This is a genomic window from Methylobacterium iners, from assembly GCF_022179305.1.
GTDB lineage: Bacteria > Pseudomonadota > Alphaproteobacteria > Rhizobiales > Beijerinckiaceae > Methylobacterium > Methylobacterium iners.
In genome coordinates this window covers 1-21,188 of record NZ_BPQP01000052.1, presented here as the reverse complement: position 1 = coordinate 21,188, position 21,188 = coordinate 1, and the positions used below count along the sequence as shown (strand labels likewise).

Here is a 21,188-nt window from a genome sequence, read left to right as displayed (position 1 = left end):
CTCCACCCGTCCGGGAAAGGGGCGCCTGGAAGCAGCTGAACCGATCGACCCGAAGCCGTATCAGGCGGCGGGCGGCAGCTTGATGCCGGGGACCCGGTGCATCAGGCGCGGATAGAAGATGCCGATCGCGAGGCCGCTGATGACGAGGATCGCCGCCGCGATCTTCCAGGGCGGCAGCGATTCGCTGAGCCAATAGGCCGAGGCTCCCATGCCGAAGACCGGCACCAGCAGCGCCATCGGCGTGATCAGGGCCGCGGGGTGGCGCGAGAGCAGCCATCCCCAGACGGCGTAGCCGAACATGACGTTGCCGACGGACTGCCAAAGGACGGCCGCCCACGTCACCGCATCGGCCCGCAGGAGACCGTCCCGGATGGCGTCCCAGCCTTCGAGGACGAGGGAGAGGGCGAGGAGCGGCGGGACCGAGAACAGGCTCGCCCAGACGACGTAGGCCAGCATGTTCCGCACCTCGCTGCGCTTGGCGACGATGTTGCCGCCGGCCCAGCCGAGCGCCGCCAGGATGATCAGCCCGAGCCCGAGCGGCGTGGCCGTCGCATCCGCGTTGAGCGCGATGACGCCGATCCCGGAGGCGGCCAGCAGCAGCGCGAACCACTGGTAGCCCCGCACGCGCTCGCCCGTCAGCCGCATCGAGAGCCCGATCGTGAAGAAGACCTGGATCTGGATGACGAGGGAGGCCAGACCCGGCGAGATGCTGCCGAGCAGGGCGATGAAGAGCAGGCCGAACTGCACGGCGCCGATCAGCACCCCGTAGGCCGCGAGGTTACCCCAGCGCGCGGGCGGGCGCGGGATAAGGAGGATGGCGGGAAAGGCCGCGAGCAGGAAGCGCAGGGCGGCGAAGAGGAGCGGCGGCAGGTGGTCGAGGCCGATCCGGATCACCACGAAGTTCGTGCCCCAGACGGCCACCACGGCCGTCGCGAGGGCCACGTCGCGGAACGGCAGGGCGGCGGGGCTCGTCATGGCTGATCTCACGCGGCACCGGATCGCCGCTCCGTCCGACGACCTCGCGGGACGTCGCGACGGATGCCGCGGAGGGAGGCGACCCGCGCAGGGTCGCCTCCGAGCTTGCGTGGCGCGGGCGGGCTTACGCCGCGGCGACGGTCGCCTTGACGATCTTGTCGGGATCGCGGACCGGCTCGCCCTTCTTGATGGTGTCGACGACGTCCATGCCTTCGATTACCTTGCCCCAGACGGTGTACTGCTTGTCGAGGAAGCGGGCGTCGCCGAAGCAGATGAAGAACTGCGAGTTCGCCGAGTGCGGGAAGTTGGTCCGCGCCATCGAGCAGGTGCCGCGCACGTGCGGCTCGTCGTTGAACTCGGCCTTGAGGTCGGGAAGGTCCGAGCCGCCCGAGCCGGTCCCGGTCGGATCGCCGGTCTGGGCCATGAAGCCGTCGATGACGCGGTGGAAGGGCACCCCGTCGTAGAAGTTCTGGCCCGCGAGCGTCTTGATCCGCTCGACATGGTTCGGGGCGAGGTCGGGCCGCAGGGCGATCACCACCCGGCCTTTGGTCGTCTCCAGGACGATCGTCTCGTTGTTGTCTGCCATGCTGTCACCCTCCTTGGGTTTCGGTCTTTGGGAATGGTGGAGAGGGCGACCGCCCCTCCCGCTTCGCGGGACGCGGCCGCCGTCCTGGTCCCGGGCGCCGCGCGGCGGCCGATCGACCCGGTCGTGGCCCGCACCGGCATCGCCCTGGTGTCCGGGATTCTTGCACCCGCCGCATAGGTAACGCGGCGAAGGCTGGAGATCGACCCGTCGTCAGATCCCCTGCCCGCGCGGCCCGGAATAGATGAAGCGCAACGCCATGGGACGGCCCGCGATGGCGCCGCCCAGGGCGGCGGTGATGCGCGCCGGCGTGCAGCGCCGGATCGCCGCGACCGTGGCCTCGGTCAGGATGTCCCGGGCGCGCGTCTCGGCCGGCGGCGTCGCGAAGGTGATGCGCGGCTCCCCGATCAGCGAACCGTCCCGGCGCAGGGAGAACCGGGCGGTGATCTCGGTCCGCTCCAGCTTGGCGAGGCCGGCGGGCGCCTCCCAGCAGGCCGCCAGCGTCGGGTAGAGCTCCCGCAGGGTGTCGGCCGGCTTCCCTCCGCCTTGCGCGAAGGCGTGGCCCGAATCGGGCAGCGGCACCTGCACGGTCCCGCGCAGGGTCTGGGGCAGGCTCAGGGGCGGCTGCCGTCCGTAGAAGCCGCCGCCGATGGCGCAACCCATCGCGGAGGCCTGCACGGCCAGCGTCAGACCGAGGAGAGCGAGAAGCCGCCGGGGATCCGCCACGCGCCTCAGCGACCCCCTGCCAGGGATGAGCGCACCGCTACCTCCCGCCCTGCGCCATCTGCATCTTCACGATCTTGTCCGGGTTCTGCACCGCGCCGCCCGGCGCGCCGGGGGCGGCCTTCTTGATCGCGTCCACCACCTCCATGCCCGAGGTGACGGTGCCGACGACGGTGTACTTCCCCTCCAGGAAGGGCGCGTCGCCAAGGCAGATGAAGAACTGAGAATTCGCCGAGTTCGGGTCGGACGAGCGGGCCATGCCGACGGTGCCGCGGCGGAAGGGAGCCTGCGAGAACTCGGCGGGAATGTCCGGCAGCTGGGAGCCGCCGGTGCCGTTGCCCTTCGGATCGCCGGTCTGGGCCATGAAGCCGTCCATGACGCGGTGGAACTTGAGGCCGTTGTAGAACCCCTGGCCGATCAGCGTCTTGAGCTGCGCCACGTGCTTGGGCGCCAGGTCCTGGCGCAGGGCGATCGTGACGCGGCCGTCCTTGGTGTCGAGATAGACGGTGTTGGCATCGGGCGTCTGCGCGGTTGCGCTGGAGCCGAGGGCGACGCCGCAGACGAGCGCGAGGGTCGCGACGCGACGGTTCAGGGTATGGAGCGTCATGGGCGGGCGTTCTCCTTGAGGCTTGGTTGAGTCAGGCTTTGCGGAAGCGCGCGGCGAGGCGCTCCGCGACGGGCGCCGGCACGAAGGGGGAGACGTCGCCGCCCATGGCGGCGATCTGCCGGACGAGCGTGGCGGTGATCGGCCGGACGCCCGTCGAGGCCGGGAGGAACACGGTCTGGACCTCGGGCGCCATCGCCCCGTTCATGCCGGCGAGCTGCATCTCGTAATCGAGGTCGGTGCCGTCGCGAAGGCCGCGGATGAACAGGGTCGCGCCGCAGCGCCGGGCGGCCGTCACCGCGAGGTCGCCGAAGGTGACGACGTCGAGCCGCGCGCCCTCGGCCTGGGCCAGCGCCCCGCAGGTCTCGCGCAGCAGCTCGGCCCGCTCCTCAGCCGTGAAGAGCGGCGCCTTGCCCGGATGCACGCCGATGGCGAGAACGAGGTGCTGGACGAGCCGGCAGGCCTGGCGAACGACGTCGAGGTGACCGTTCGTGACCGGGTCGAAGGAGCCGGCATAGAGCGCGGTGCGGGTCATCGAAGGCGGGGGTAGAGCATTTCGCTCCGAAACGGAACCGTCCCCGATACGCCTTGGACCAAAGAAAAGGCGGACGCCCCGAAGAGCGCCCGCCTGACACCTATGCGGTCTCGCGCCCGCCTGAAGGCGGCGCGTGAGCCGGATCCTAGTAGCTGCCGAACTTGTAGTTCAGGCCGGCGCGGGCGAGGCTGCCCTCGGTCGAGAAGGTCGAGACGTAGCCGATGCCGGGACCGCCGGTCGAGCCGACGAGCACGGAGCGGTCGCCGAGGTCGTAGCGGAGGTACTCGGCCTTGATCGTCACGGCCGAGGACTTGAAGAAGTTCAGGAACGAGTCGGTGGGCAGGGCGTACTCGATGCCGCCGCCGTAGGCGTAGCCCGTCTGGATGTTGGCGCGCGAGCCGGCATAAGTGATCGGGGCGCCGGTCTGGAAGGTGACGGTCTGGGTCACGTCACCGTAGGCGAAGCCGCCGGTGCCGTACACGAGGACCCGGTCGAAGGCGTAGCCGAGGCGGCCGCGGACGGTGCCGATGAAGTTGACGTCGTGCTGGTAGACGTTCGTCAGCACATTCGGGTTGAAGACCGGGTTGAAGATGGTCTCGACCCGGCGACGCTGCAGGTCCGTGTACTGGGCGTCGGCCTCGAGACCGACGACGATGCCGCTGCCCGGGGTGAACTGGTAGTTGTAGCCGATCTGGCCACCGCCGGTGAAACCGTCCTGCTCCAGCGGGACGCTGCCGCGGCGCAGGCCGCGGTCGACGTTGAGCTGGAGGTTGGCGCCGCCCGGCGCGCCGAGGTTGTTGAGGCCGCTCGTGCGGATGTCCCGGTTGTCCGAGAAGGCGTAGCCGGCGTTGATACCGAAATAGGCGCCCGTCCAGGTGAAGACCGGGACCGGAACGAACACGGGCGGCGCTGCGCGACGGGGAAGGTCGGCAGCAGAGGCGGCACCCGAGATCAGGGCGGTGGCGGCTCCGGCGAGGAGGATCTTCTTGACCACGGTAGGCGTCCTGGGTTGTGCGATTTCGTGGGCACAGACTTAGCCGTTTCGGCCGATTCCGCCTATGACTTCGCAGCAACACTCAACCGCTAGATCGGTTTTGCACGATGCAGTTCCGCCGGAAGGCGCGGACGGCACCCGGTCCCGCCGGCCGCGCTTCGAGCCGAATCATCCCTCCGTCGGGACGGCGTCCTCTCCGGTCTCGTCCTCGCCCTCGATATGCTCGACAGAGACGACGCGCTCGGTCTTCTCGGTGTTGAACACCGTCACCCCCTGCGAGGCGCGGCCGACGATGCGGATGTCGTCCACCGGCACCCGGATGAGCTGGCCGGCATTGGTCACCAGCATGATCTGGTCTGAGGCCTCGACGGGGAAGGAGGCCACCAGGCTGCCGTTGCGCGGGTTGACCCGCATCGCCGTGATGCCCTTGCCGCCGCGGCCGGAGACCCGGTACTCGAACGAGGAGCTGCGCTTGCCGAAGCCGCGCTCGGAGAGGGTGAGCACGAACTGCTCGTGGGCGCTCATCTCGTTGTAGCGCTCCAGCGAGATGGCGGTGGCCTCCGCCACGCCCTCCTCGTCGGTGCCGTTCTCGTCCGCGTCGGCTCCGTCGCCGATGATCGCGCGGCGCATCTTGAGGTAGCCCGCCCGCTCCTCGGGCGAGGCCTCGAAATGGTTCAGGATCGTCATCGAGATGACGTGGTCCTTGGGCGCGAGGTTGATGCCGCGTACGCCCGTGGAATCGCGGCCCTTGAAGACGCGGACGTCCTCGACCGGGAAGCGGATGCACTGGCCCTGCGCCGTGGTGAGCAGCACGTTCTGCTCCGGCCGGCAGATCTCGACATGGACGATGTGGTCGCCCTCGTCGAGCTTCATCGCGATCTTGCCGGCGCGGTTCACCTGCACGAAGTCCGAGAGCTTGTTGCGCCGGACCTGCCCCGAGGCCGTGGCGAACATCACGTCGAGCGTCTCCCAGGAGGCCTCGTCCTCCGGCAGCGGCATGATCGTGGTGATCCGCTCCGTACCCGCCTCCATGGAGAGGATGTTGACGAGCGCCTTGCCGCGGGCGTTCGGCGCCGCCATCGGCAGGCGCCACACCTTCTCCTTGTAGACCTGCCCCTCGTTCGAGAAGAACAGGATCGGCGTATGGGTGTTGGCCACGAACAGCCGGGTGACGAAATCCTCGTCGCGGGTCGTCATGCCGGAGCGGCCCTTGCCGCCGCGGCGCTGGGCCCGGTAGGTCGAGAGCGGCACGCGCTTGACGTAGCCGGCATGGGACACGGTGACGACCATGTCCTCGCGCTGGATCAGGTCCTCGTCCTCAACGTTCGAATCCCAGTCGAGGATCACGGTCTTGCGCGGCGTCGCGTAGGCCTCGCGCACCTCGGCGAGCTCGTCCTTGACGATGGTCATGATGCGCAGGCGCGAGCGCAGGATGTCGAGGTAGTCGGCGATCTCCTCGGCGAGCTTGCGCAGCTCGTCGCCGATCTCGTCGCGGCCGAGCGCGGTGAGACGCTGCAGGCGCAGGTCGAGGATGGCGCGGGCCTGGACCTCGGAGAGCCGGTAGGTGCCGTCGTCCTTCACGCGGTGGCGAGGATCGTCGACCAGCGCGATCAGCGGGGCGATGTCCTGGGCCGGCCAGTCGCGGCCCATCAGGGCCTCGCGGGCCGTGTTCGGGTCGGGCGAGGTCCGGATCAGGCGGATCACCTCGTCGATGTTGGCGACCGCGATGGCGAGGCCGCACAGCACGTGGGCGCGCTCGCGCGCCTTGCCGAGCAGGAACTTGGTGCGCCGGGAGACGACCTCCTCGCGGAAGTCGACGAAGGCCTGGAGCAGGTCCTTCAGGTTCATCAGCTCGGGGCGGCCGCCGTTCAGCGCCACCATGTTGGAGCCGAAGGAGCTCTGCAGCGGCGTGAAGCGGTAGAGCTGGTTCAGCACCACCTCGGCCATGGCGTCGCGCTTGATCTCGACGACGATGCGCATGCCGTCGCGGTCGGACTCGTCGCGCAGGTCGGAGATGCCCTCGACGCGCTTCTCCTTCACGAGCTCGGCGATCTTCTCCATGAGCGTCGCCTTGTTCACCTGATACGGGATCTCGGTGAAGATCAGCGCCTCGCGCTCCTTGCGCAGCTCCTCCACGTGGGACTTCGCCCGCATGATGATCGAGCCGCGGCCCGTCGCGTAGGCCTGACGCGTGCCGGCGCGGCCGAGGATGGAGCCGCCGGTGGGGAAGTCGGGGCCGGGCACGATCTCGGTCAGCGCCTCGACGTCGAGGCTCGGATCGTCGATGAGCGCGATGCAGGCATCGATCAGCTCGCCGAGATTGTGCGGCGGGATGTTCGTCGCCATGCCGACCGCGATGCCGCCGGCGCCGTTGACGAGGAGATTCGGAAAGCGGGCGGGAAGGACCTTGGGCTCTTCGCGCGACTCGTCGTAGTTCGGCTGGAAGTCGACGGTGTTCTTGTCGATGTCGGCCAGAAGCGCGTTGGCGGGCTTGGCCAGGCGCGATTCCGTGTAGCGCATGGCGGCCGGCGGATCGCCGTCCACCGAGCCGAAATTGCCCTGCCCGTCGATGAGCATAAGGCGCATCGAGAAGTCCTGCGCCATGCGCACCAGGGCGTCGTAGATCGATTGGTCGCCATGCGGATGGTAGAGGCCGATCACGTCGCCGACGATGCGGGCCGACTTGACGTATTTGCGCTCCGGCAGGTGCCCGCTCTCGAAGGCCGAGTAGAGGATGCGCCGGTGCACGGGCTTCAACCCGTCGCGCGCATCCGGCAGCGCCCGGCTCACGATCACGCTCATCGCGTAATCGAGATAGGAGCGGCGCATCTCCTCGGTGATCGACACGGGGCGGATGTCGCTGGCGGGCGGCGTCCCGCCGGCGTCGGGATTGTCGTTCTCTGCCAAGATCTTCTTACCTATCGCGGATGCCGGACGGCCCGCTCGCGCGTCGCCTCGCGCCTACGGCGCGGAAGGCGAATGAAATCAGGTGCTTAAATAAGCATCATCGCGCGCCCGCGCAAGGCGGAATGCCGGCTTCGCACCGCCTCCATCGTCCGGCTAGAAGTACCAGGCCGCGACGGCGGTGAGGCGCGCATCCGCCGAGAGGACGGGGATCGCCACCATGGTCGCGAGCCCGGCCTCGCGCAGGCTCGTCGCCAGGATCGAGGGCTCCTCGGAAAAGTCCTCCGTGATGACGGGCAGGCCGGTCATCAGCATCCGGCCCAGCGCCCCGTCCTCCCGCGTCAGCGCGAGCCCGTCGTAGCCCTCGGTCAGGTCGCCCTTGGCCTCGCACAGGCCGGCCTCGTGGGTGAGCCGGCCGCCGCTGGGATCGGCGCGCCAGACCTCGAAGCGGCGGGCGATCGGGGTGCCGAGCGCCGAGAGGAAGGTCATGACGAACGCCTGGTTCCGGTCGGTATGGCAGGGCAGCCCGAAGGCCGTGGTCCGCCCGAGCCTCAGGGCCTCGGCCTTCCGCAGGAAGCGGTGGGAGCCGTAGGGGTCCTTGAGGACGACCGGACGGTCGCGCTCCCAGACCTCGCCGGGCAGGCCCTGGCCCTTGCCGAACTGGATGGCCTTCGAGTTGCGCTCGAAGAACTCGGCATTGCCGTAATAGCCGTCCTCGAGCTCCATGGCGCTCGACCGGGCTGGGTCGTTCGCCCAGACCTCGATGGCGCCGACATTGGCGTGGTCGTCCCCGCAGAAGAATGTCACCACCGCCCGCAGGAAGTCGCCCGCGAAGATGGGCAGGGCGAGCCCGCAGGTGAGCCCGACGGCGCGGGCCGCGGAGCCGCGCTTGAAGTAGGAGTTCTGCAGATCCTTGAGGACGATCGGACGGCGGGTCGACCAGGCCCGGCCCGGCAGCCCCTCGTCGTAGCCGAAGACCGTCTGGTGGCTCTCGGCGTGGAAGCCGGTCAGCGCCCCGTAGCTCCCGCCGCCGAATTCGAGGCGGGTCCCGTCCCTGGAGGGCACCCAGATCTCGGTCACGCGGATGAAGGACGCCATGTCTGCTCTCTCGATCCCTGATCCCGGCGACGCAAGACGCGCGCCGCCGGAAGGTCGAGAGCCTCGCGGACCCTAGAACGGGATGTCGTCGTCGAGGTCGTAGTTCGGCTTCGAACCGCCGCCTCCGCCACCCGCGGGGCGACGGTCACCGCCGCCGGAGCTGCGGCCGCCGCCGCCGAAATCACCGCCCCTGTCGCCGCCACGGCCCCCGCCGTAATCGCCGCCGCGGCTGATCTGGCCGCCGCCCTCGTCGTCGGCGCCCACCATCTCACCGCCGCCGCGGCCGTCGAGGAGCGTGAGCTCGCCGCGGAAGCGCTGGAGCACCACCTCGGTCGTGTACTTCTCCGCACCTGACTGGTCCGCCCATTTCCGGGTCTGGAGCTGGCCCTCGATATAGACCTTCGAGCCCTTGCGCAGGTACTGCTCGGCCACTCGGGCGAGGTTCTCGTTGTAGATCACCACCGAGTGCCACTCGGTCTTCTCCTTGCGCTCGCCCGACCCCTTGTCCTTCCAGGACTCGGATGTCGCGATGCGCAGGTTGACCACCGGGTCCCCCGACGCGAGGCGCCGGGTCTCGGGGTCGCGCCCGAGATTGCCCACGAGGATCACCTTGTTCACGCTGCCCGCCATCTTACGCTCTCCTCACTGATCGATCTCACTCGGGCCGACGCGTCCTGAGCCTTGCGCCTGGCCTCCCTTCATGGGACGGGCGCCCCGGGTCGGCAACCACCGCAGGCGGTTGTCCACGGGACTCGCGGACGCCACTTTGTTCTATATCTGTTCTCGTTGCGGGGCAAGCATCCGCGGCCCCTCAAGCCTCAGCCGACCTTCACGACGAGCTTGCCGAAATTGGCGCCGCGCAGCAGTCCGACGAAGGCATCGGGTGCGTTCTCCAGGCCGTCCACGATGTCCTCGCGGTGCCTCACGCGGCCCTCGCGAAGCCATCCCCCGACCTCGCGGATGAAGTCCGGCTCGCACTCGGCGAAGTCCCAGACGATGAAGCCCTGCAGGTGGAGCCGCCTGGTCAGGATGCTGCGCATCAGGAGGGGCGTCCGATCGGGCCCCTCTGGCAGCTCCGTGAGGTTGTAGCCCGAGACGAGGCCGCAGACGGGAACGCGCGCGAAGTCGTTGAGGAGGGGCAGCACCGCCTCGAAGACAGCCCCGCCCACATTCTCGAAATAGACGTCGATCCCCTGCGGGCAGGCCCTGGCGAGGTCGCCGGCGAGGTCGCTTGCGCGATGGTCGAGGGCCGCGTCGAAGCCGAGCTCCTGCGTGAGGTAGGCGCATTTCTCCGGGCCGCCCGCGATGCCGACGGCCCGCGCGCCCTTCAGCCGTGCGATCTGGCCGACCAGGGAGCCGACGGGCCCGGCCGCGGCGGCGACGACCACGGTCTCGCCGGGCTTCGGGCGACCGATCTGAAGGAGGCCCGTATAGGCCGTCATCCCGGGCATCCCGAGGATGCCGAGCGCCGTCGTCACGGGCGCCGCCTCGGGATCGAGCCGGCGCAGGCCCGCGCCGTTCGAGAGCGCGTAATCCTGCCAGCCGGCAGAGGCGAGCACCGTCTCGCCGACGCGGAATTCCGGGTGCTGCGAGGCCGCCACCTCGCTCACCGTGGCGCCGACCATGACCTCGCCGATCTCGACGGGCTTGGCATAGGATTTCGCCGCGCTCATGCGGCCGCGCATGTAGGGATCGAGGGAGAGGTAGCGGGTTCGCAGCAGCACCTCCCCGGGACCCGGGCTCGGCACGCGGCCCTCCTCCAGGCGGAAATGCGCCGGGCTCGGTTCGCCGTGGGGGCGGCTCGCGAGGACGATGCGGCGGTTGGCGGCGCTCATCGGCTGTCTCCTGTGGTCGGGAACGGTTGGAATGCCGGGTCGGATCCGGCGCAGCCGGCCCGCATGTCGCGCGTTGATGGGCGAAGGCCGCGGTCGGGCGGCTTTGGCCGGGAAGGCGAAGGGATGAGGCGCATGATTGGCATGGCGGCTGCGGGCTTGGCGGCATCCTTGGCGGCGGCCGTGGGGCTCGGTGGGCCGGCGCAGGCGGCGGGCGATCCGCTGTCCGCCTATCGCTGGAAGTCGCGGCTCCTCGTGATCTCGGCGCCGACCGCCGACGGAAACGTCGAGGCGCAGCGCCGGGCTGTGGCGGCGGCCCGGGAGGGAATGGCCGAGCGCGACCTCGCCGTCGTCGAGGCGCTCGGCGCCACCCCGGAGGCCGTGGCCCTGCGCCGGCGCCTGGGACTGCCCGGCGACGGTTTCCGCGCCGTTCTGGTCGGCAAGGACGGCGAGCCCAAGATCACCGCGCCCTCCCCGATCTCGACGAAGACCCTGTTTTCGACGATCGATGCCATGCCGATGCGGCGGGACGAGATGCGGGGACGCTGATCCTCCGCGCCCTCCCGCGGCGAGGCTCGGAAACGAAAAGGGGCCGCCTCGGGCGGCCCCTCTCGCACATCGTCGGCGCCGGCCTCAGTCGCAGCGCTCGACCAGCACCCGACGATAGCCGTAGGGCGTCCAGCGCGTCCGGGGCACGGTGTAGCAGCTCGATCCGTAGCCGTAATCGTAGGCTCCGTAGCTGACCGGGGCGTAGCCGTAGCCGGGATAGCCGTAGCCCCCGTAGTAGCTGCTCGCGGCCAGTCCGAGACCGAGACCGAGACCCAGGCCGCCGACGCCGTAGCCGAAGCCGCGACGGTAACCGAAACCGCGGCCGCCGTAGAAGCCGCGATTGCCGTAGAAGCCGCCGCGGTATCCGCCGAAGCCGCCGCGATAGCCACCGAAGCCAGCGCTGCGGAAACCGCCACCGCCGAACCCGCCGCGGAAGCCCCCGCCGCCGAAGCCACCCCGGAAGCCGCCGGCGGTGGGACCCGAGACCACGCCGAAGCCGCCGCCGTAGCCCTTCTGCGCGCTTGCCGTCACCGGCAGCATGACGAGGCCGCCGAGGATCGCGGCCGACGCCACCATCAATCGTTTCATCGTTCCATCTCCACTTGCGCGCTCCGCCCCTCAGTTGCAGGAAAACGCGCGCGCCCGCGAAACGGTTCATGCTGCATTTTGACCACCGGCAGCGATCGGGGCTGCCGTGGAGGGCCTTGAAAGCCGAGGCCGTTCTGCGCCAGGAAGCGCCCGCCTCCGGTCGGGGGAGCCCCGACCCGCAAAGGGACCGCACCATGCCGGGTTTCACGATGTCGCGAAGGGCGCTCTCGTTCGCGCTCGTCGCCGCCTGCCTCGGCAGCGCCCCGGCCGCGGCGGCGCCCGCCTCGCCCTGTCGGCCGATCCAGTCCGAGGGCGAGACCTACACGATCTGCAGCGTGGATCTGCGCCGCGAGCGGGTGCGGGTGTTCTGGCTCGGGCCCGACGGCCTGCCCTATTCCTCGCTCTCGAACCTCGCCGAGAAGCAGGGGGGCCGCCTCAGCTTCGCGATGAATGCCGGCATGTACGACAAGGGCCAGGCGCCGGTCGGCCTCTACGTCGAGGAGGGGCGCGAGCTGAAGGCGGCCTCGACGGCGAACGGGCCGGGCAACTTCCACCTGAAGCCCAACGGCGTGTTCTACGTGAAGGGCGAGCGGGCCGGAATCCTGGAGACCGGCCGCTACCTCAAGGCGGCACCCAAGCCCGATTTCGCCACGCAATCCGGCCCCATGCTGGTGGTGGACGGCAAGATCCACCCCAAGATCTCGGCCGACGGCCCGAGCCAGAAGATCCGCAACGGCGTCGGCGTGCGCGACGACGGACGCACCGCGATCTTCGCGATTTCGGAGCGGCCCGTGAGCTTCGGCGCCTTCGCGCGGCTGTTCAAGGACGAGCTCGGCTGCCGCAACGCGCTCTTCCTCGACGGCAGCGTGTCGAGCCTCTACGCGCCGGGCCTCGGCCGCTCGGACCTCAGCCGCCCGCTCGGGCCGCTGGTCGGGGCCGTGGCGCGCTAGGGATCGGGGACCAACCCGCCGGGCCACGCGCGTCCGGTCAGCGGGTCCCGGCGTCGGAGCCCTCCTGGAAATCCGCCATCTCGTAGAGCGGCCGGATCTCGATCTCGCTCGGGCCCGGCATGGGGTTGGGGCAGCGCTTCACCCAGGCGACCGCCTCGTCCATGTCCTCGACCTCCCAGAGCCAGAAGCCCGCGACTAGCTCGCGCGTCTGGGCGAAAGGCCCGTCGACGACGGTGCGGCCGGGACCGTCGAACGCGATGCGCTTGCCGTGCGAGGAGGGCTTGAGGCCGTCGCCGGCGCGCAGGATGCCGGCCTCGATCAGCGCCGCGTTGTACCGGCCCATCGCCTCCAGCATCCCGGTCATCTCGGGCGTGTGGAGCAGGCCCCGCTCGCTGTCGTCGGTCGCCTTCACGAGCACCATCACACGCATCGTCCCACTCCCAAGCGTCCGCCGGCCCGATCGGCCCGACGCCGGAACGACGACGGGAGCCTCCGCGCGCCGACATGCGTCGCCGACTTTCTTCGATCTCCGGGAGGATGTGGCCGGTTCGGTCGCGATCCCAGCCCTCAATGCACCGCCGCGGCGCGGCTCGCCCTGTCGCCGAAGGCTGCCACGAGGCGCGCCCTGACGGCCTCGCCGATCGCCGCGCGGGACTCGATGCGCACGGCCGGCAGCGCCGCCCCGATGAGGCTCGCGGGGTCGAAGGTGAAGGCGAGGTGGCTGGAGCCGATCTCCAGCGAGGCGACCCCGTCGGATTGCGAGAGTTCCTCCCCGAAGATCTCGATGAAGGGCCCGTCCGGATCGCCCGCCTCGATCTGCACGATGAAGTAGCCGGCGGGCTCCTCCTCGTCGTCGGCGCCCGAGATCAGGCAGACGCCGTTCTCGTCGTCGAGCCGCACGCGCTCCACCGTGAAGGTCGTCACCGCCATCTCAGCGCTGCCCGAACTGCGTGTCCCGGAACAGGTCCTTGTGCTCACGCGGCTGCGAGCGCCAGTACTGCCGCGGCGCCCGCACCTGCGCGCCGAGCTCGGCCGCCGCGTGCCAGGGCCAGCGCGGGTTGAAGAGCAGGGCGCGCGCGAGCGAGATCGCGTCGGCGCGGCCCTCCCGCAGGATCGCCTCCGCCTGGGCGGCCTCCGTGATGAGCCCGACCGCGATGGTGGTGAGGCCCGTCTCGGCCTTGATCCGCTCCGCGAAGGGCACCTGATAGCCCGGGCCCAGCGGAACGGTCTGCGCCGTCGAGAGGCCGCCCGTCGAGACGTGGATCGCCGCCGCGCCCCGCTGCTTCAGGGCGCGGGCGAGCTCGACCGTCTCGTCGAGGCTCCAGCCCTCCTCGACCCAGTCGGTCGCCGAGACCCGCATCCAGACGGGCCTGCCCGCGGGCACGGCCTCGCGCACCGCCTCGAAGCATTCGAGTGGAAAGCGCATCCGGTTCTCCAGGCTGCCGCCATAGGCGTCGGTACGGCGGTTCGAGAGCGGCGACAGGAACTGGTGGAGCAGGTAGCCGTGCGCCCCGTGAAGCTCGAAGCCCTCGATGCCGATCCGCAGCGCCCGGCGCGCGGTCGCGACGAAGTCTTCGCGGACCCGCTTCAGGCCCTCGGCATCCAGCGCATGGGGCGCCACCTCGCCCTCCCCGTGGGGCACGGCCGAAGGTGCCTCCGTCCGCCAGCCGTCGGGTGCTTCCGGCGTGATCTGGGTGCCGCCGTCCCAGGGCGCGCGGCTCGAGCCCTTGCGGCCGGCGTGGCCGATCTGGATCGCGACCGGGATCGGCGCGAAGGCTCGCACCGCGTCGAGGACGCGGCCGAGCGCCCGCTCGGTCTCGTCGCAATAGAGCCCGAGATCGGCCGGCGAGATCCGCGCCTCGGGCGAGATCGCCGTGGCCTCAAGGGTCAGGAGCCCGGCTCCCGACTGGGCGAGCTGGCCCAGATGCATCAGGTGCCAGTCGCCGGCCTGACCGGCATGCGCCGAGTACTGGCACATCGGCGCCACGATGATCCGATTGTCGAGTTCGAGGTCGTCGAGGCGAAGCGGCTCGAACAGGCGTGGGGGCATTCGCGGCTCCAGGGCTTCGATGGGCAACGTCAGGAAGGCAGTCGGGTTCGAGCGATCCGAGGATGCTCTGAGGCGGTGCGGGTGAACCCCCAGAGCCATGCGTTCAACAAAACGCAAGCTCTATCGGGCGACACTCGGCTCCGCGGAAGGGCTCAGGACATGGGACCGGCTTTGCCGCGCACGCACAAGGCTCGTCCCATGGCCTGGACCCTTCGGGTCTACCTCATCGTCACCGGCGTCCTGGCACTCCTCGTCATCGCGATGCCGGCCCTCGTCATTATCGGGGCGATGGCGCTCATCCTGCCAGGTCTCTTCCTCGGGGCGATGCCGAGCGCCTTCCTCTACGGGGCCCTGTTCGCCATCGTCTGGTATCCGGGGCGCCATCGTCTCGGGCCCTGGGTCGCCGCACTGGCCGGGCTGGTCTTCGCCGCCGGCATCGCCGCAGGCCTGCCGAACCTCGCGAATACCCCTCTCGCCGGCCTCGTCGCCCAGGCCCGCGAGGGCGACCGGCAACCCGAAGCGCCGGTCGCGATCTCGGGAATCCTACGTATCGAGAGGGAACGGAACACGGGAGGCGTCACCCCCTTCCGAAAGGGCCAACGGCAGGCCTATCTCTGCGACGACCTTTGCGCGGCGGCCCTCTTCACGCCAGGCGTGACGGCCGTCGTCCTGGCGGCAGCGCCCGACGCGGACCAGGGGCGGACGCCTCGTGCCCGGGACGATTACACGGTGACCTACCGACTGGCGCCCAGGTCGGCGAACGGGCCGGCCTGCTCCGATCCCATCCTCCCGGCCGAAACGCACAGCGGGCTCGATGCCTGGCCGGAGGTGCAATCCCTGCGCGTCGCCTGGAAGCTCGCCCTCGCCGCGGGAACCTGCCTGCTGCGCGATCCCCTCGACGCAGCGCCACCGCAGCCGGACTGGACGCTGCGGCTGACGAAAGGGCCGCTCCTCAGCGGATCGGGGGCATGGGGTTTCCCTCCGAACGCCTCCTACGGCCGCATCCTGCTCGCGAGCCGCGCGGGCGAGACCTTGCGGCGGACCGCCGTCAAGGCGCGTCTGCTGCAGGCTCCGCTCTGGATCGAGCCCACCGGCGGGATGCAGGACTTCCGCTTCGGCTGGGCGCGGCGCTCTCTCACCGAGGGCGGCTACGAGACCCTCGATCTCCTCAAGCGGACGACCAATCTCGGCCTGTCGCCGGCCGCGACGGTCCCCCGGACGAGCGGTCGCGACATGCGCGCTGCGCTAGTCGCCGCCTTGGATGATCCCGCCGTTCCGGCGGGCGATGCAGCCTTCAGCCTCGTGCAGCCGCTCTTCGACTCGATGGGATCGCTCGGCAAACGGCCGGACATCTATCCCGGCGACGTGGCCCTGGTCGCCCGCCTGATCGGGGATGCCCGCCTGCGTGATTTTCCCCCCGTCCACCAGCCGATCAGGGCGCTCGGACCCGAGGCGGCAGCCCTGCGGGGACCGATCGTGGCCTGGATCCTGGCCGCCCGCGTGCCGGAGGATCGCGAGCCGGCCCGCACGCTCGGAAGAGCCCTGGAGGCGCTGCCGCCCGGATCATTCGCGGAACCCACGCCGGACGAGGCGCGGCTTTTGGCCGATCCCGAGCGGCGACGCTGGGCCACGGGCCTCATCCGGCGGCAGGCGGATCGCGGCGGAGCCGCCGCTCGCGACCTCGTGCAGATCATCGCCCACGCCCACGCGCAGCCCGTTCCGAAGCGATCCGACCCCGACCGCTTCGACGACGCGAATGCGGCGGTCCAGGCGCTGTGCCTGCTCGGTCCGGAGGCGTCGCCCGTGCTGCCCGACCTTGAGGCGCTGATCGAGGCCGACGCGGTCCCGCGCCGCGCCCTCGACGATTGGCGGCTGATGCTGGCCCGCCTCGGCAAGCCCGTCGAAAGCTTCGCCAAGCCCGAGAACCTCTCGGGCACGCAGAGCGGATTCGAGGCGAACCTGCGCAAGAGGCTGGCCCGCTTCCGCCCGGATTACTGCCGGTGAGGGAGAGCGACCGGCGCTAGCCCCCGATCCCCCTGCCCTTCAGGCTTTCGCCGATCTCGTCGAGCACGGCCGCGTCGTCGATCGTCGGCGGCAGGGTCCAGGGCTCGCCGTCGGCGATCCGCTTCATGGTGCCGCGCAGGATCTTGCCCGAGCGGGTCTTGGGCAGCCGCCCGACCGTCAGCGCCAGCTTGAAGGCGGCCACCGGGCCGATCCGCTCGCGCACGAGCGCCACGAGCTCGCGCTCGACCTCTGCCGGCTCGCGGGCGACGCCGGACTTCATCACGACGAAGCCGCAAGGCTGCTCGCCCTTCAGCGCGTCGCGGATGCCGATGACGGCGCATTCGGCGACGTCGGGGTGGCTCGCGAGCACCGCCTCCATGCCGCCCGTCGAGAGCCGATGGCCGGCGACGTTGATGATGTCGTCGGTCCGCCCGAGCACGGTGACGTAGCCGTCCGCATCGACCACGCCCGCATCCGAGGTGTCGTAGTAGCCCGGAAAGGTCGTGAGGTAGCTCTGGCGGAAGCGCTCGTCGGAGCCCCACAGGGTCGGCAGGCAGCCCGGCGGCAGCGGCAGCTTCAGGGCGATGGTGCCCATCGTGTCGGCGGGCAGGGGCTTGCCCGCCTCGTCGAGGACGCGGAGGTCGTAGCCCGGCATCGGCACCGCGGTGCTGCCGTGCTTGACCGGGAGAAGCCCGAGCCCCACCGGATTGCCGGCGATGGGCCAGCCCGTCTCGGTCTGCCACCAATGGTCGATCACGGGCCGGTCGAGCGCCCGCTCGGCCCAGGCCACGGAATCCGGGTCGGCCCGCTCGCCGGCGAGGAACAGGGTGCGGAACTTCGAGAGGTCGTAGGATCCGACCCGCTCGGCGCGCGGGTCCTCCTTCTTGATCGCGCGCAGCGCCGTCGGCGCCGTGAAGAGGCAGGCGACGCCGTATTCCGCGGCGACCCGCCAGAGCGCGCCGGCATCGGGCGTGCCGACCGGCTTGCCCTCGTAGAGCACCGTCGTGCAGCCGTGCATCAGTGGCGCGTAGACGATGTAGGAGTGGCCCACCACCCAGCCGACGTCGGAGGCGCAGAAATAGACCTCGCCGGGCGCGACGCCGTAGAGGTTCGGCATCGACCAGGCGAGCGCGACGCAGTAGCCGCCGGTGTCGCGCACCACCCCCTTGGGCTTTCCCGTCGTGCCGGAGGTGTAGAGGACGTAGAGCGGGTCTGTGGCGGCGACGGCCACGCAATCGGCCTTGAGCCCGGCGCCTTCGGCCCGCGCCGTGGTCTCGGCCCAGTCGCGGTCGCGGCCGGGAACGAGCGTCGCCTCGGCCTGCGGGCGCTGCAGGATGAGACAGGCGTCGGGCTTGTGGGCCGAGGCGGCGATCGCCGCGTCGAGCAAGGGCTTGTAGGGGACGACGCGGGAGGGCTCGATCCCGCAGGAGGCGGCGAGCACGACCTTCGGCCGGGCGTCCTCGATCCGGATCGCGAGCTCGTTGGCGGCAAAGCCCCCGAACACCACCGAGTGGACGGCGCCGAGCCGGGCGCAGGCGAGCATGCCGATCAGCGCCTCGGGCACCATCGGCATGTAGATGATGACGCGGTCGCCCTTGGCGACGCCGAGCGTGACGAGCACGCCGGCGAGCGTCGCCACCGCGTCGCGGAGTTCGCGGTAGCGGATCGCGCGCTTGGTGCCGGTCACGGGGGAATCGTAGAGGATCGCGGTCTGCTCGGCCCGGCCGTTCGCGACGTGCCGGTCCACCGCGTTGTGGCAGGCGTTCAGGGCGGCGTCCGGGAACCAGCGGCCGTAGGCGCCGAGGCTGGCATCGAAGGCGCGCCGCGGCGGCGAGGCCCAGTCGATCGCGCCGGCGGCCTCGAGCCAGAAGCGCTCCGGATCGGCCAGCGAGGCGGCGTGGACCTCGGGGTAGCGGCCGGGTAGCGGCCCGGGTGCGGCTGTCATCGGGGCAATCCTCGCGCCGGTCGTGCGCGCCGGCTTCACCGCCTTCTATAGCCGAACGCGGCCTTGCCGCGAGGGAGGCGGGAAACGAAGACCGCCGCGCTGGGGACCAGCCGCGGCGGCGAACGCAAGAGTTACGATGGGGTTTGGGAACGGGCCGTCAGTGCACCGAATCCGAATCGGTCCGCAGGCGCTTCATCTCGTCCTTGATGTGCAGCTTGCGTCTCTTGAGCTCTGCGATGCGCAGATCGTTCGCCGAGGGGCTGTGGATGGCTTCGTGGATCTCGCGCTCGAGCGCTTCGTGCTTGCGTGCGAGCTGGTTCAAATGTGTCTGCAGCGACATGAGCCGTACCTCCTGTCATCGTTTCGACGTCGACAGACTGGCACAGGTCGGGCCGGCTGTCGAAGCCATTTGTCGGCTTTGCTTCACAAGGGCTTGACGATCGATCTTGCCGCGGCCGCGGCCCTGCCGCATGCTCGGCGGCGAGGTTTTCCCGGGACGACAGCGTACGATGCCGAGTGAGTTGGGTGAGGACGCCATCGCCGATCTCGTCGCCGAACTGGCGCGGCTCCGGCAGGAGCATCGCGACCTCGACGCGGCCATCGACGCGCTGGAGGTGAGCGTCGCGGGGGACCAGCTCCAGATCCAGCGCCTGAAGAAGCGCAAGCTCGTCCTGCGCGACCGCATCTCCTACGTCGAGGACCAGGTCACGCCCGACATCATCGCCTGAGCGCTGGCGCCCGGCGTGAGCCGCGGCCGGGAAATTGGCTCAACTCCTGACGACAAGGCGCTGAATCGATCCGCAGGAACAACCACCTCTGTCATTCCGGGGCGCCGCAGGCGAGCCCGGAACCCAGAACCATCGGTGGTTCTCCAGCTTGCCAGGTCAGCGGCTCTGGGTTCCGGGATCTGCTTCGCAGCCCCGGAATACACGGGTTGATGGTCCCCGCGGGCAACGCCGCAGACCGGAGTTCGGAGCCCCGCAGCCTGAGCCGCGGCGCTTGCGGGCACCCCACCCTGCTTGTATGCGGCCTTCTGAGCATCGCGAGGATCTGATCTCGCGAATTCCGACAGACGGACATGACGACGATGGCGGTAGCGCCCCCGGTCGCGATCATCATGGGCAGCCAGTCCGACTGGGCCACCATGCGCCACGCCGCCGAGACCCTCGATGCGCTCGGCGTCCCCCATGAAACCCGGATCGTGTCCGCCCACCGCACGCCGGACCGGCTCGTCGCCTTCGCCAAGGGCGCGCGGGACGCGGGCTTCAAGGTCGTGATCGCGGGCGCCGGCGGGGCCGCCCACCTGCCCGGCATGACCGCGGCGATGACCCCCCTCCCCGTCTTCGGCGTGCCCGTGGAATCGAAGGCCCTGTCCGGCCAGGACAGCCTGCTCTCGATCGTGCAGATGCCCGCGGGCATCCCCGTCGGCACCCTGGCGATCGGCCGGGCCGGCGCCGTCAACGCGGCGCTCCTCGCCGCCGCCGTGCTCGCCCTCACCGATGGGCCTCTCGCGGACAGGCTCGACGCCTGGCGGGCCGCCCAGAGCGCGTCCGTCGCCGAGCGGCCGGTGAGCGAGGCGCCGTGAGCATGCGCAGGATCAAACCCGGCGGCCGGCTCGGCATCGTCGGAGGCGGCCAGCTCGGCCGCATGATCGCGATCGCGGCGGCGAATTACGGGCTCAAGGTGCACGTCCTCGCTCCCGACGGCGACAGCCCCGCCTTCGACGTCGCCGCCGAGCACACGGTCGCGGCCTACGACGATGCGGCCGCGCTCGAGGCTTTCGCCGGCCGCGTCGACGTCGTCACCTACGAGTTCGAGAACATCCCGCACGCGACCGCGCAGCGGCTCGCCGCCCGCGCGCCGCTCCATCCGAGCGCCGCGGCGCTCGCCACGACGCAGGACCGCCTGTCCGAGAAGGGGTTCGTCAACGGGCTCGGCATTCCCACGGCGCCGTTCCGCGCGGTCGATACGTCCGCCGACCTCGACGCGGCGCTGGCCGAGATCGGCCGGCCCGCCGTCCTGAAGACCCGCCGCTTCGGCTACGACGGCAAGGGCCAGCAGATGATCCGGGCCGAAGGCCCCTGCGACGCGAGCGCGATCCTGGCGGGCTTCGGCGGCGCCCCCTGCATCCTCGAAGGGTTCGTGCCCTTCGAGCGGGAGATCTCGGTGGTCGCCGCCCGCGCCGCGGACGGCGCCTTCGCGGCCTTCGACCCCTGCGCCAACGAGCACCGGGATCACATCCTCGCCTCGACCCACGTGCCCGCGCCCGACCTCGCGCCGGAGACGGCGGCGGAGGCGATCCGCATCGCTCAGGCCATCGCCGAGGCGCTCGATTATGTCGGGGTGCTCGCCGTCGAGATGTTCCTAGTGGTCGAGGGGGGCGCCCAGAGGCTCGTCGTCAACGAGATCGCGCCGCGCGTCCACAATTCCGGCCACTGGACCATCGAGGGCGCGCTGACCTCACAATTCGCGCAGCACGTCCGCGCCGTCTGCGGGTGGCCGCTCGGCGATCCGGCGCGGGTCGGGGGGATGGCGGTCGAGATGCACAACCTCATCGGCGCCCAGGCCGACGATTGGGCGCGTCTCTTGGCCCAGCCCGGCACGCACCTCCACCTCTACGGCAAGGGCGAGGCCCGCCCAGGCCGCAAGATGGGGCACCTCACGCGCCTGAAGCCTTGAGGTCGATGATCGGACCGGAGGGGATTCCGGGACGTCGACGTCGGTCGCGGGAATGCACCGGCCGCTACCTTTGTCATCCCGGGTCCGCCTCGGAACGATCGCGCCCTGCGCGACGCAATCGGGAGGGTCGCGTCGCGTCCGGAGTCCTGCCCAAGCGATTTCTCTTGCTATTATT

Annotated in this window: 22 protein-coding genes; 6 read left to right on the top strand and 16 right to left on the bottom strand. The window is 70.5% G+C overall.

Features of this window, described 5'->3' with window-relative positions; all coding sequences use genetic code 11:
* Window positions 1-60: 60 nt before the first annotated feature.
* From MFF55_RS16545 to curA, 10 genes are all read right to left on the bottom strand, one after another.
* Entirely contained in the window at window positions 61-975 is a 915-nt protein-coding gene (locus MFF55_RS16545) for an EamA family transporter (protein ID WP_238245203.1), read from the bottom strand.
* A 124-nt stretch (window positions 976-1,099) separates the two neighbouring features.
* Entirely contained in the window at window positions 1,100-1,561 is a 462-nt protein-coding gene (locus MFF55_RS16540) for a peptidylprolyl isomerase (RefSeq protein ID WP_238245202.1), read from the bottom strand.
* Window positions 1,562-1,771: 210 nt separating this feature from the next.
* Window positions 1,772-2,221 carry a UCP034077 family protein gene (locus MFF55_RS16535; RefSeq protein ID WP_238245205.1) on the bottom strand — a complete coding sequence of 150 codons (450 nt, stop codon included), beginning with the start codon at window positions 2,219-2,221 and terminating at the stop codon, window positions 1,772-1,774.
* Window positions 2,222-2,321: 100 nt separating this feature from the next.
* Window positions 2,322-2,873 (bottom strand): peptidylprolyl isomerase, encoded by a 552-nt coding sequence (locus MFF55_RS16530; RefSeq protein WP_373874819.1) that lies wholly within the window; start codon window positions 2,871-2,873, stop codon window positions 2,322-2,324.
* A 46-nt stretch (window positions 2,874-2,919) separates the two neighbouring features.
* Window positions 2,920-3,420 (bottom strand): pantetheine-phosphate adenylyltransferase, encoded by a 501-nt coding sequence (gene coaD, locus MFF55_RS16525; RefSeq protein ID WP_238245200.1) that lies wholly within the window; start codon window positions 3,418-3,420, stop codon window positions 2,920-2,922.
* A gap of 145 nt (window positions 3,421-3,565) precedes the next feature.
* Window positions 3,566-4,414 (bottom strand): outer membrane protein, encoded by an 849-nt coding sequence (locus tag MFF55_RS16520; protein WP_238245199.1) that lies wholly within the window; start codon window positions 4,412-4,414, stop codon window positions 3,566-3,568.
* A gap of 168 nt (window positions 4,415-4,582) precedes the next feature.
* Window positions 4,583-7,321: a DNA gyrase subunit A gene (gyrA, locus tag MFF55_RS16515; RefSeq protein WP_238245198.1), complete on the bottom strand. Its 2,739-nt coding sequence runs from the start codon at window positions 7,319-7,321 to the stop codon at window positions 4,583-4,585.
* Window positions 7,322-7,474: 153 nt separating this feature from the next.
* Window positions 7,475-8,416, bottom strand: a complete 942-nt coding sequence (locus MFF55_RS16510; RefSeq protein ID WP_238245197.1) for a GAF domain-containing protein — start codon at window positions 8,414-8,416, stop codon at window positions 7,475-7,477.
* Window positions 8,417-8,488: 72 nt separating this feature from the next.
* Window positions 8,489-9,046 (bottom strand): single-stranded DNA-binding protein, encoded by a 558-nt coding sequence (gene ssb, locus MFF55_RS16505; RefSeq protein ID WP_238245196.1) that lies wholly within the window; start codon window positions 9,044-9,046, stop codon window positions 8,489-8,491.
* Between the two features lie 188 nt (window positions 9,047-9,234).
* Window positions 9,235-10,251, bottom strand: a complete 1,017-nt coding sequence (curA, locus tag MFF55_RS16500) for an NADPH-dependent curcumin/dihydrocurcumin reductase (RefSeq protein WP_238245195.1) — start codon at window positions 10,249-10,251, stop codon at window positions 9,235-9,237.
* Window positions 10,252-10,374: 123 nt separating this feature from the next.
* On the opposite strand from curA, the gene MFF55_RS16495 reads away from it, so the two are divergent.
* Window positions 10,375-10,797, top strand: coding sequence for a DUF4174 domain-containing protein (locus MFF55_RS16495; protein WP_238245194.1), 423 nt, complete (start codon window positions 10,375-10,377; stop codon window positions 10,795-10,797).
* Window positions 10,798-10,881: 84 nt separating this feature from the next.
* Here the strand turns inward: MFF55_RS16495 and MFF55_RS16490 are convergent, their stop codons facing one another.
* Complete coding sequence (locus tag MFF55_RS16490; protein ID WP_238245193.1) at window positions 10,882-11,385, bottom strand: hypothetical protein; 504 nt, start codon at window positions 11,383-11,385, stop codon at window positions 10,882-10,884.
* A gap of 209 nt (window positions 11,386-11,594) precedes the next feature.
* Between MFF55_RS16490 and MFF55_RS16485 the strand changes: the two genes are divergently transcribed.
* Window positions 11,595-12,335 carry a phosphodiester glycosidase family protein gene (locus MFF55_RS16485; protein WP_238245204.1) on the top strand — a complete coding sequence of 247 codons (741 nt, stop codon included), beginning with the start codon at window positions 11,595-11,597 and terminating at the stop codon, window positions 12,333-12,335.
* A 37-nt stretch (window positions 12,336-12,372) separates the two neighbouring features.
* Here the strand turns inward: MFF55_RS16485 and MFF55_RS16480 are convergent, their stop codons facing one another.
* The 3 genes from MFF55_RS16480 to MFF55_RS16470 form a co-directional block, all read right to left on the bottom strand.
* Entirely contained in the window at window positions 12,373-12,765 is a 393-nt protein-coding gene (locus tag MFF55_RS16480) for a YciI family protein (RefSeq protein WP_238245192.1), read from the bottom strand.
* A gap of 137 nt (window positions 12,766-12,902) precedes the next feature.
* Window positions 12,903-13,265, bottom strand: a complete 363-nt coding sequence (locus MFF55_RS16475) for a hypothetical protein (RefSeq protein WP_238245191.1) — start codon at window positions 13,263-13,265, stop codon at window positions 12,903-12,905.
* A 1-nt stretch (window position 13,266) separates the two neighbouring features.
* Window positions 13,267-14,385 carry an NADH:flavin oxidoreductase/NADH oxidase gene (locus MFF55_RS16470; RefSeq protein ID WP_238245190.1) on the bottom strand — a complete coding sequence of 373 codons (1,119 nt, stop codon included), beginning with the start codon at window positions 14,383-14,385 and terminating at the stop codon, window positions 13,267-13,269.
* Window positions 14,386-14,583: 198 nt separating this feature from the next.
* Here MFF55_RS16470 and MFF55_RS16465 point away from each other — a divergent pair, with 198 nt between their 5' ends.
* Window positions 14,584-16,389 carry a hypothetical protein gene (locus tag MFF55_RS16465; RefSeq protein WP_238245189.1) on the top strand — a complete coding sequence of 602 codons (1,806 nt, stop codon included), beginning with the start codon at window positions 14,584-14,586 and terminating at the stop codon, window positions 16,387-16,389.
* A 16-nt stretch (window positions 16,390-16,405) separates the two neighbouring features.
* Here MFF55_RS16465 and MFF55_RS16460 read toward each other — a convergent pair whose 3' ends face one another.
* Together MFF55_RS16460 and MFF55_RS16455 are read right to left on the bottom strand one after the other, a co-directional pair.
* Complete coding sequence (locus tag MFF55_RS16460) at window positions 16,406-18,334, bottom strand: propionyl-CoA synthetase (RefSeq protein WP_238245188.1); 1,929 nt, start codon at window positions 18,332-18,334, stop codon at window positions 16,406-16,408.
* A gap of 157 nt (window positions 18,335-18,491) precedes the next feature.
* Entirely contained in the window at window positions 18,492-18,674 is a 183-nt protein-coding gene (locus tag MFF55_RS16455) for a YdcH family protein (protein WP_238245187.1), read from the bottom strand.
* Between the two features lie 169 nt (window positions 18,675-18,843).
* On the opposite strand from MFF55_RS16455, the gene MFF55_RS16450 reads away from it, so the two are divergent.
* From MFF55_RS16450 to MFF55_RS16440, 3 genes are all read left to right on the top strand, one after another.
* On the top strand, window positions 18,844-19,062 hold the full coding sequence (locus MFF55_RS16450) for a YdcH family protein (protein WP_238245186.1): 219 nt from the start codon (window positions 18,844-18,846) through the stop codon (window positions 19,060-19,062).
* 359 nt (window positions 19,063-19,421) lie between these two features.
* A complete protein-coding gene (purE, locus tag MFF55_RS16445; protein WP_238245185.1) occupies window positions 19,422-19,919 on the top strand; it encodes a 5-(carboxyamino)imidazole ribonucleotide mutase in 498 nt (165 codons plus the stop codon).
* Window positions 19,920-19,921: 2 nt separating this feature from the next.
* Complete coding sequence (locus MFF55_RS16440; protein WP_238245184.1) at window positions 19,922-21,013, top strand: 5-(carboxyamino)imidazole ribonucleotide synthase; 1,092 nt, start codon at window positions 19,922-19,924, stop codon at window positions 21,011-21,013.
* Window positions 21,014-21,188 lie beyond the last annotated feature (175 nt).

Bases quoted from the DNA above. Each gene is read 5' to 3' on its own strand.
- MFF55_RS16545 (WP_238245203.1), bottom strand. From the start codon at position 975: ATGACGAGCCCCGCCGCCCTGCCGTTCCGCGACGTGGCCCTCGCGACG.
- MFF55_RS16540 (WP_238245202.1), bottom strand. From the start codon at position 1,561: ATGGCAGACAACAACGAGACGATCGTCCTGGAGACGACCAAAGGCCGG.
- MFF55_RS16535 (WP_238245205.1), bottom strand. From the start codon at position 2,221: ATGGGTTGCGCCATCGGCGGCGGCTTCTACGGACGGCAGCCGCCCCTG.
- coaD (WP_238245200.1), bottom strand. From the start codon at position 3,420: ATGACCCGCACCGCGCTCTATGCCGGCTCCTTCGACCCGGTCACGAAC.
- MFF55_RS16510 (WP_238245197.1), bottom strand. From the start codon at position 8,416: ATGGCGTCCTTCATCCGCGTGACCGAGATCTGGGTGCCCTCCAGGGAC.
- ssb (WP_238245196.1), bottom strand. From the start codon at position 9,046: ATGGCGGGCAGCGTGAACAAGGTGATCCTCGTGGGCAATCTCGGGCGC.
- curA (WP_238245195.1), bottom strand. From the start codon at position 10,251: ATGAGCGCCGCCAACCGCCGCATCGTCCTCGCGAGCCGCCCCCACGGC.
- MFF55_RS16495 (WP_238245194.1), top strand. From the start codon at position 10,375: ATGAGGCGCATGATTGGCATGGCGGCTGCGGGCTTGGCGGCATCCTTG.
- MFF55_RS16490 (WP_238245193.1), bottom strand. From the start codon at position 11,385: ATGAAACGATTGATGGTGGCGTCGGCCGCGATCCTCGGCGGCCTCGTC.
- MFF55_RS16485 (WP_238245204.1), top strand. From the start codon at position 11,595: ATGTCGCGAAGGGCGCTCTCGTTCGCGCTCGTCGCCGCCTGCCTCGGC.
- MFF55_RS16480 (WP_238245192.1), bottom strand. From the start codon at position 12,765: ATGCGTGTGATGGTGCTCGTGAAGGCGACCGACGACAGCGAGCGGGGC.
- MFF55_RS16475 (WP_238245191.1), bottom strand. From the start codon at position 13,265: ATGGCGGTGACGACCTTCACGGTGGAGCGCGTGCGGCTCGACGACGAG.
- MFF55_RS16470 (WP_238245190.1), bottom strand. From the start codon at position 14,385: ATGCCCCCACGCCTGTTCGAGCCGCTTCGCCTCGACGACCTCGAACTC.
- MFF55_RS16465 (WP_238245189.1), top strand. From the start codon at position 14,584: ATGGCCTGGACCCTTCGGGTCTACCTCATCGTCACCGGCGTCCTGGCA.
- MFF55_RS16460 (WP_238245188.1), bottom strand. From the start codon at position 18,334: ATGACAGCCGCACCCGGGCCGCTACCCGGCCGCTACCCCGAGGTCCAC.
- MFF55_RS16455 (WP_238245187.1), bottom strand. From the start codon at position 18,674: ATGTCGCTGCAGACACATTTGAACCAGCTCGCACGCAAGCACGAAGCG.
- MFF55_RS16450 (WP_238245186.1), top strand. From the start codon at position 18,844: ATGCCGAGTGAGTTGGGTGAGGACGCCATCGCCGATCTCGTCGCCGAA.
- purE (WP_238245185.1), top strand. From the start codon at position 19,422: ATGGCGGTAGCGCCCCCGGTCGCGATCATCATGGGCAGCCAGTCCGAC.
- MFF55_RS16440 (WP_238245184.1), top strand. From the start codon at position 19,922: ATGCGCAGGATCAAACCCGGCGGCCGGCTCGGCATCGTCGGAGGCGGC.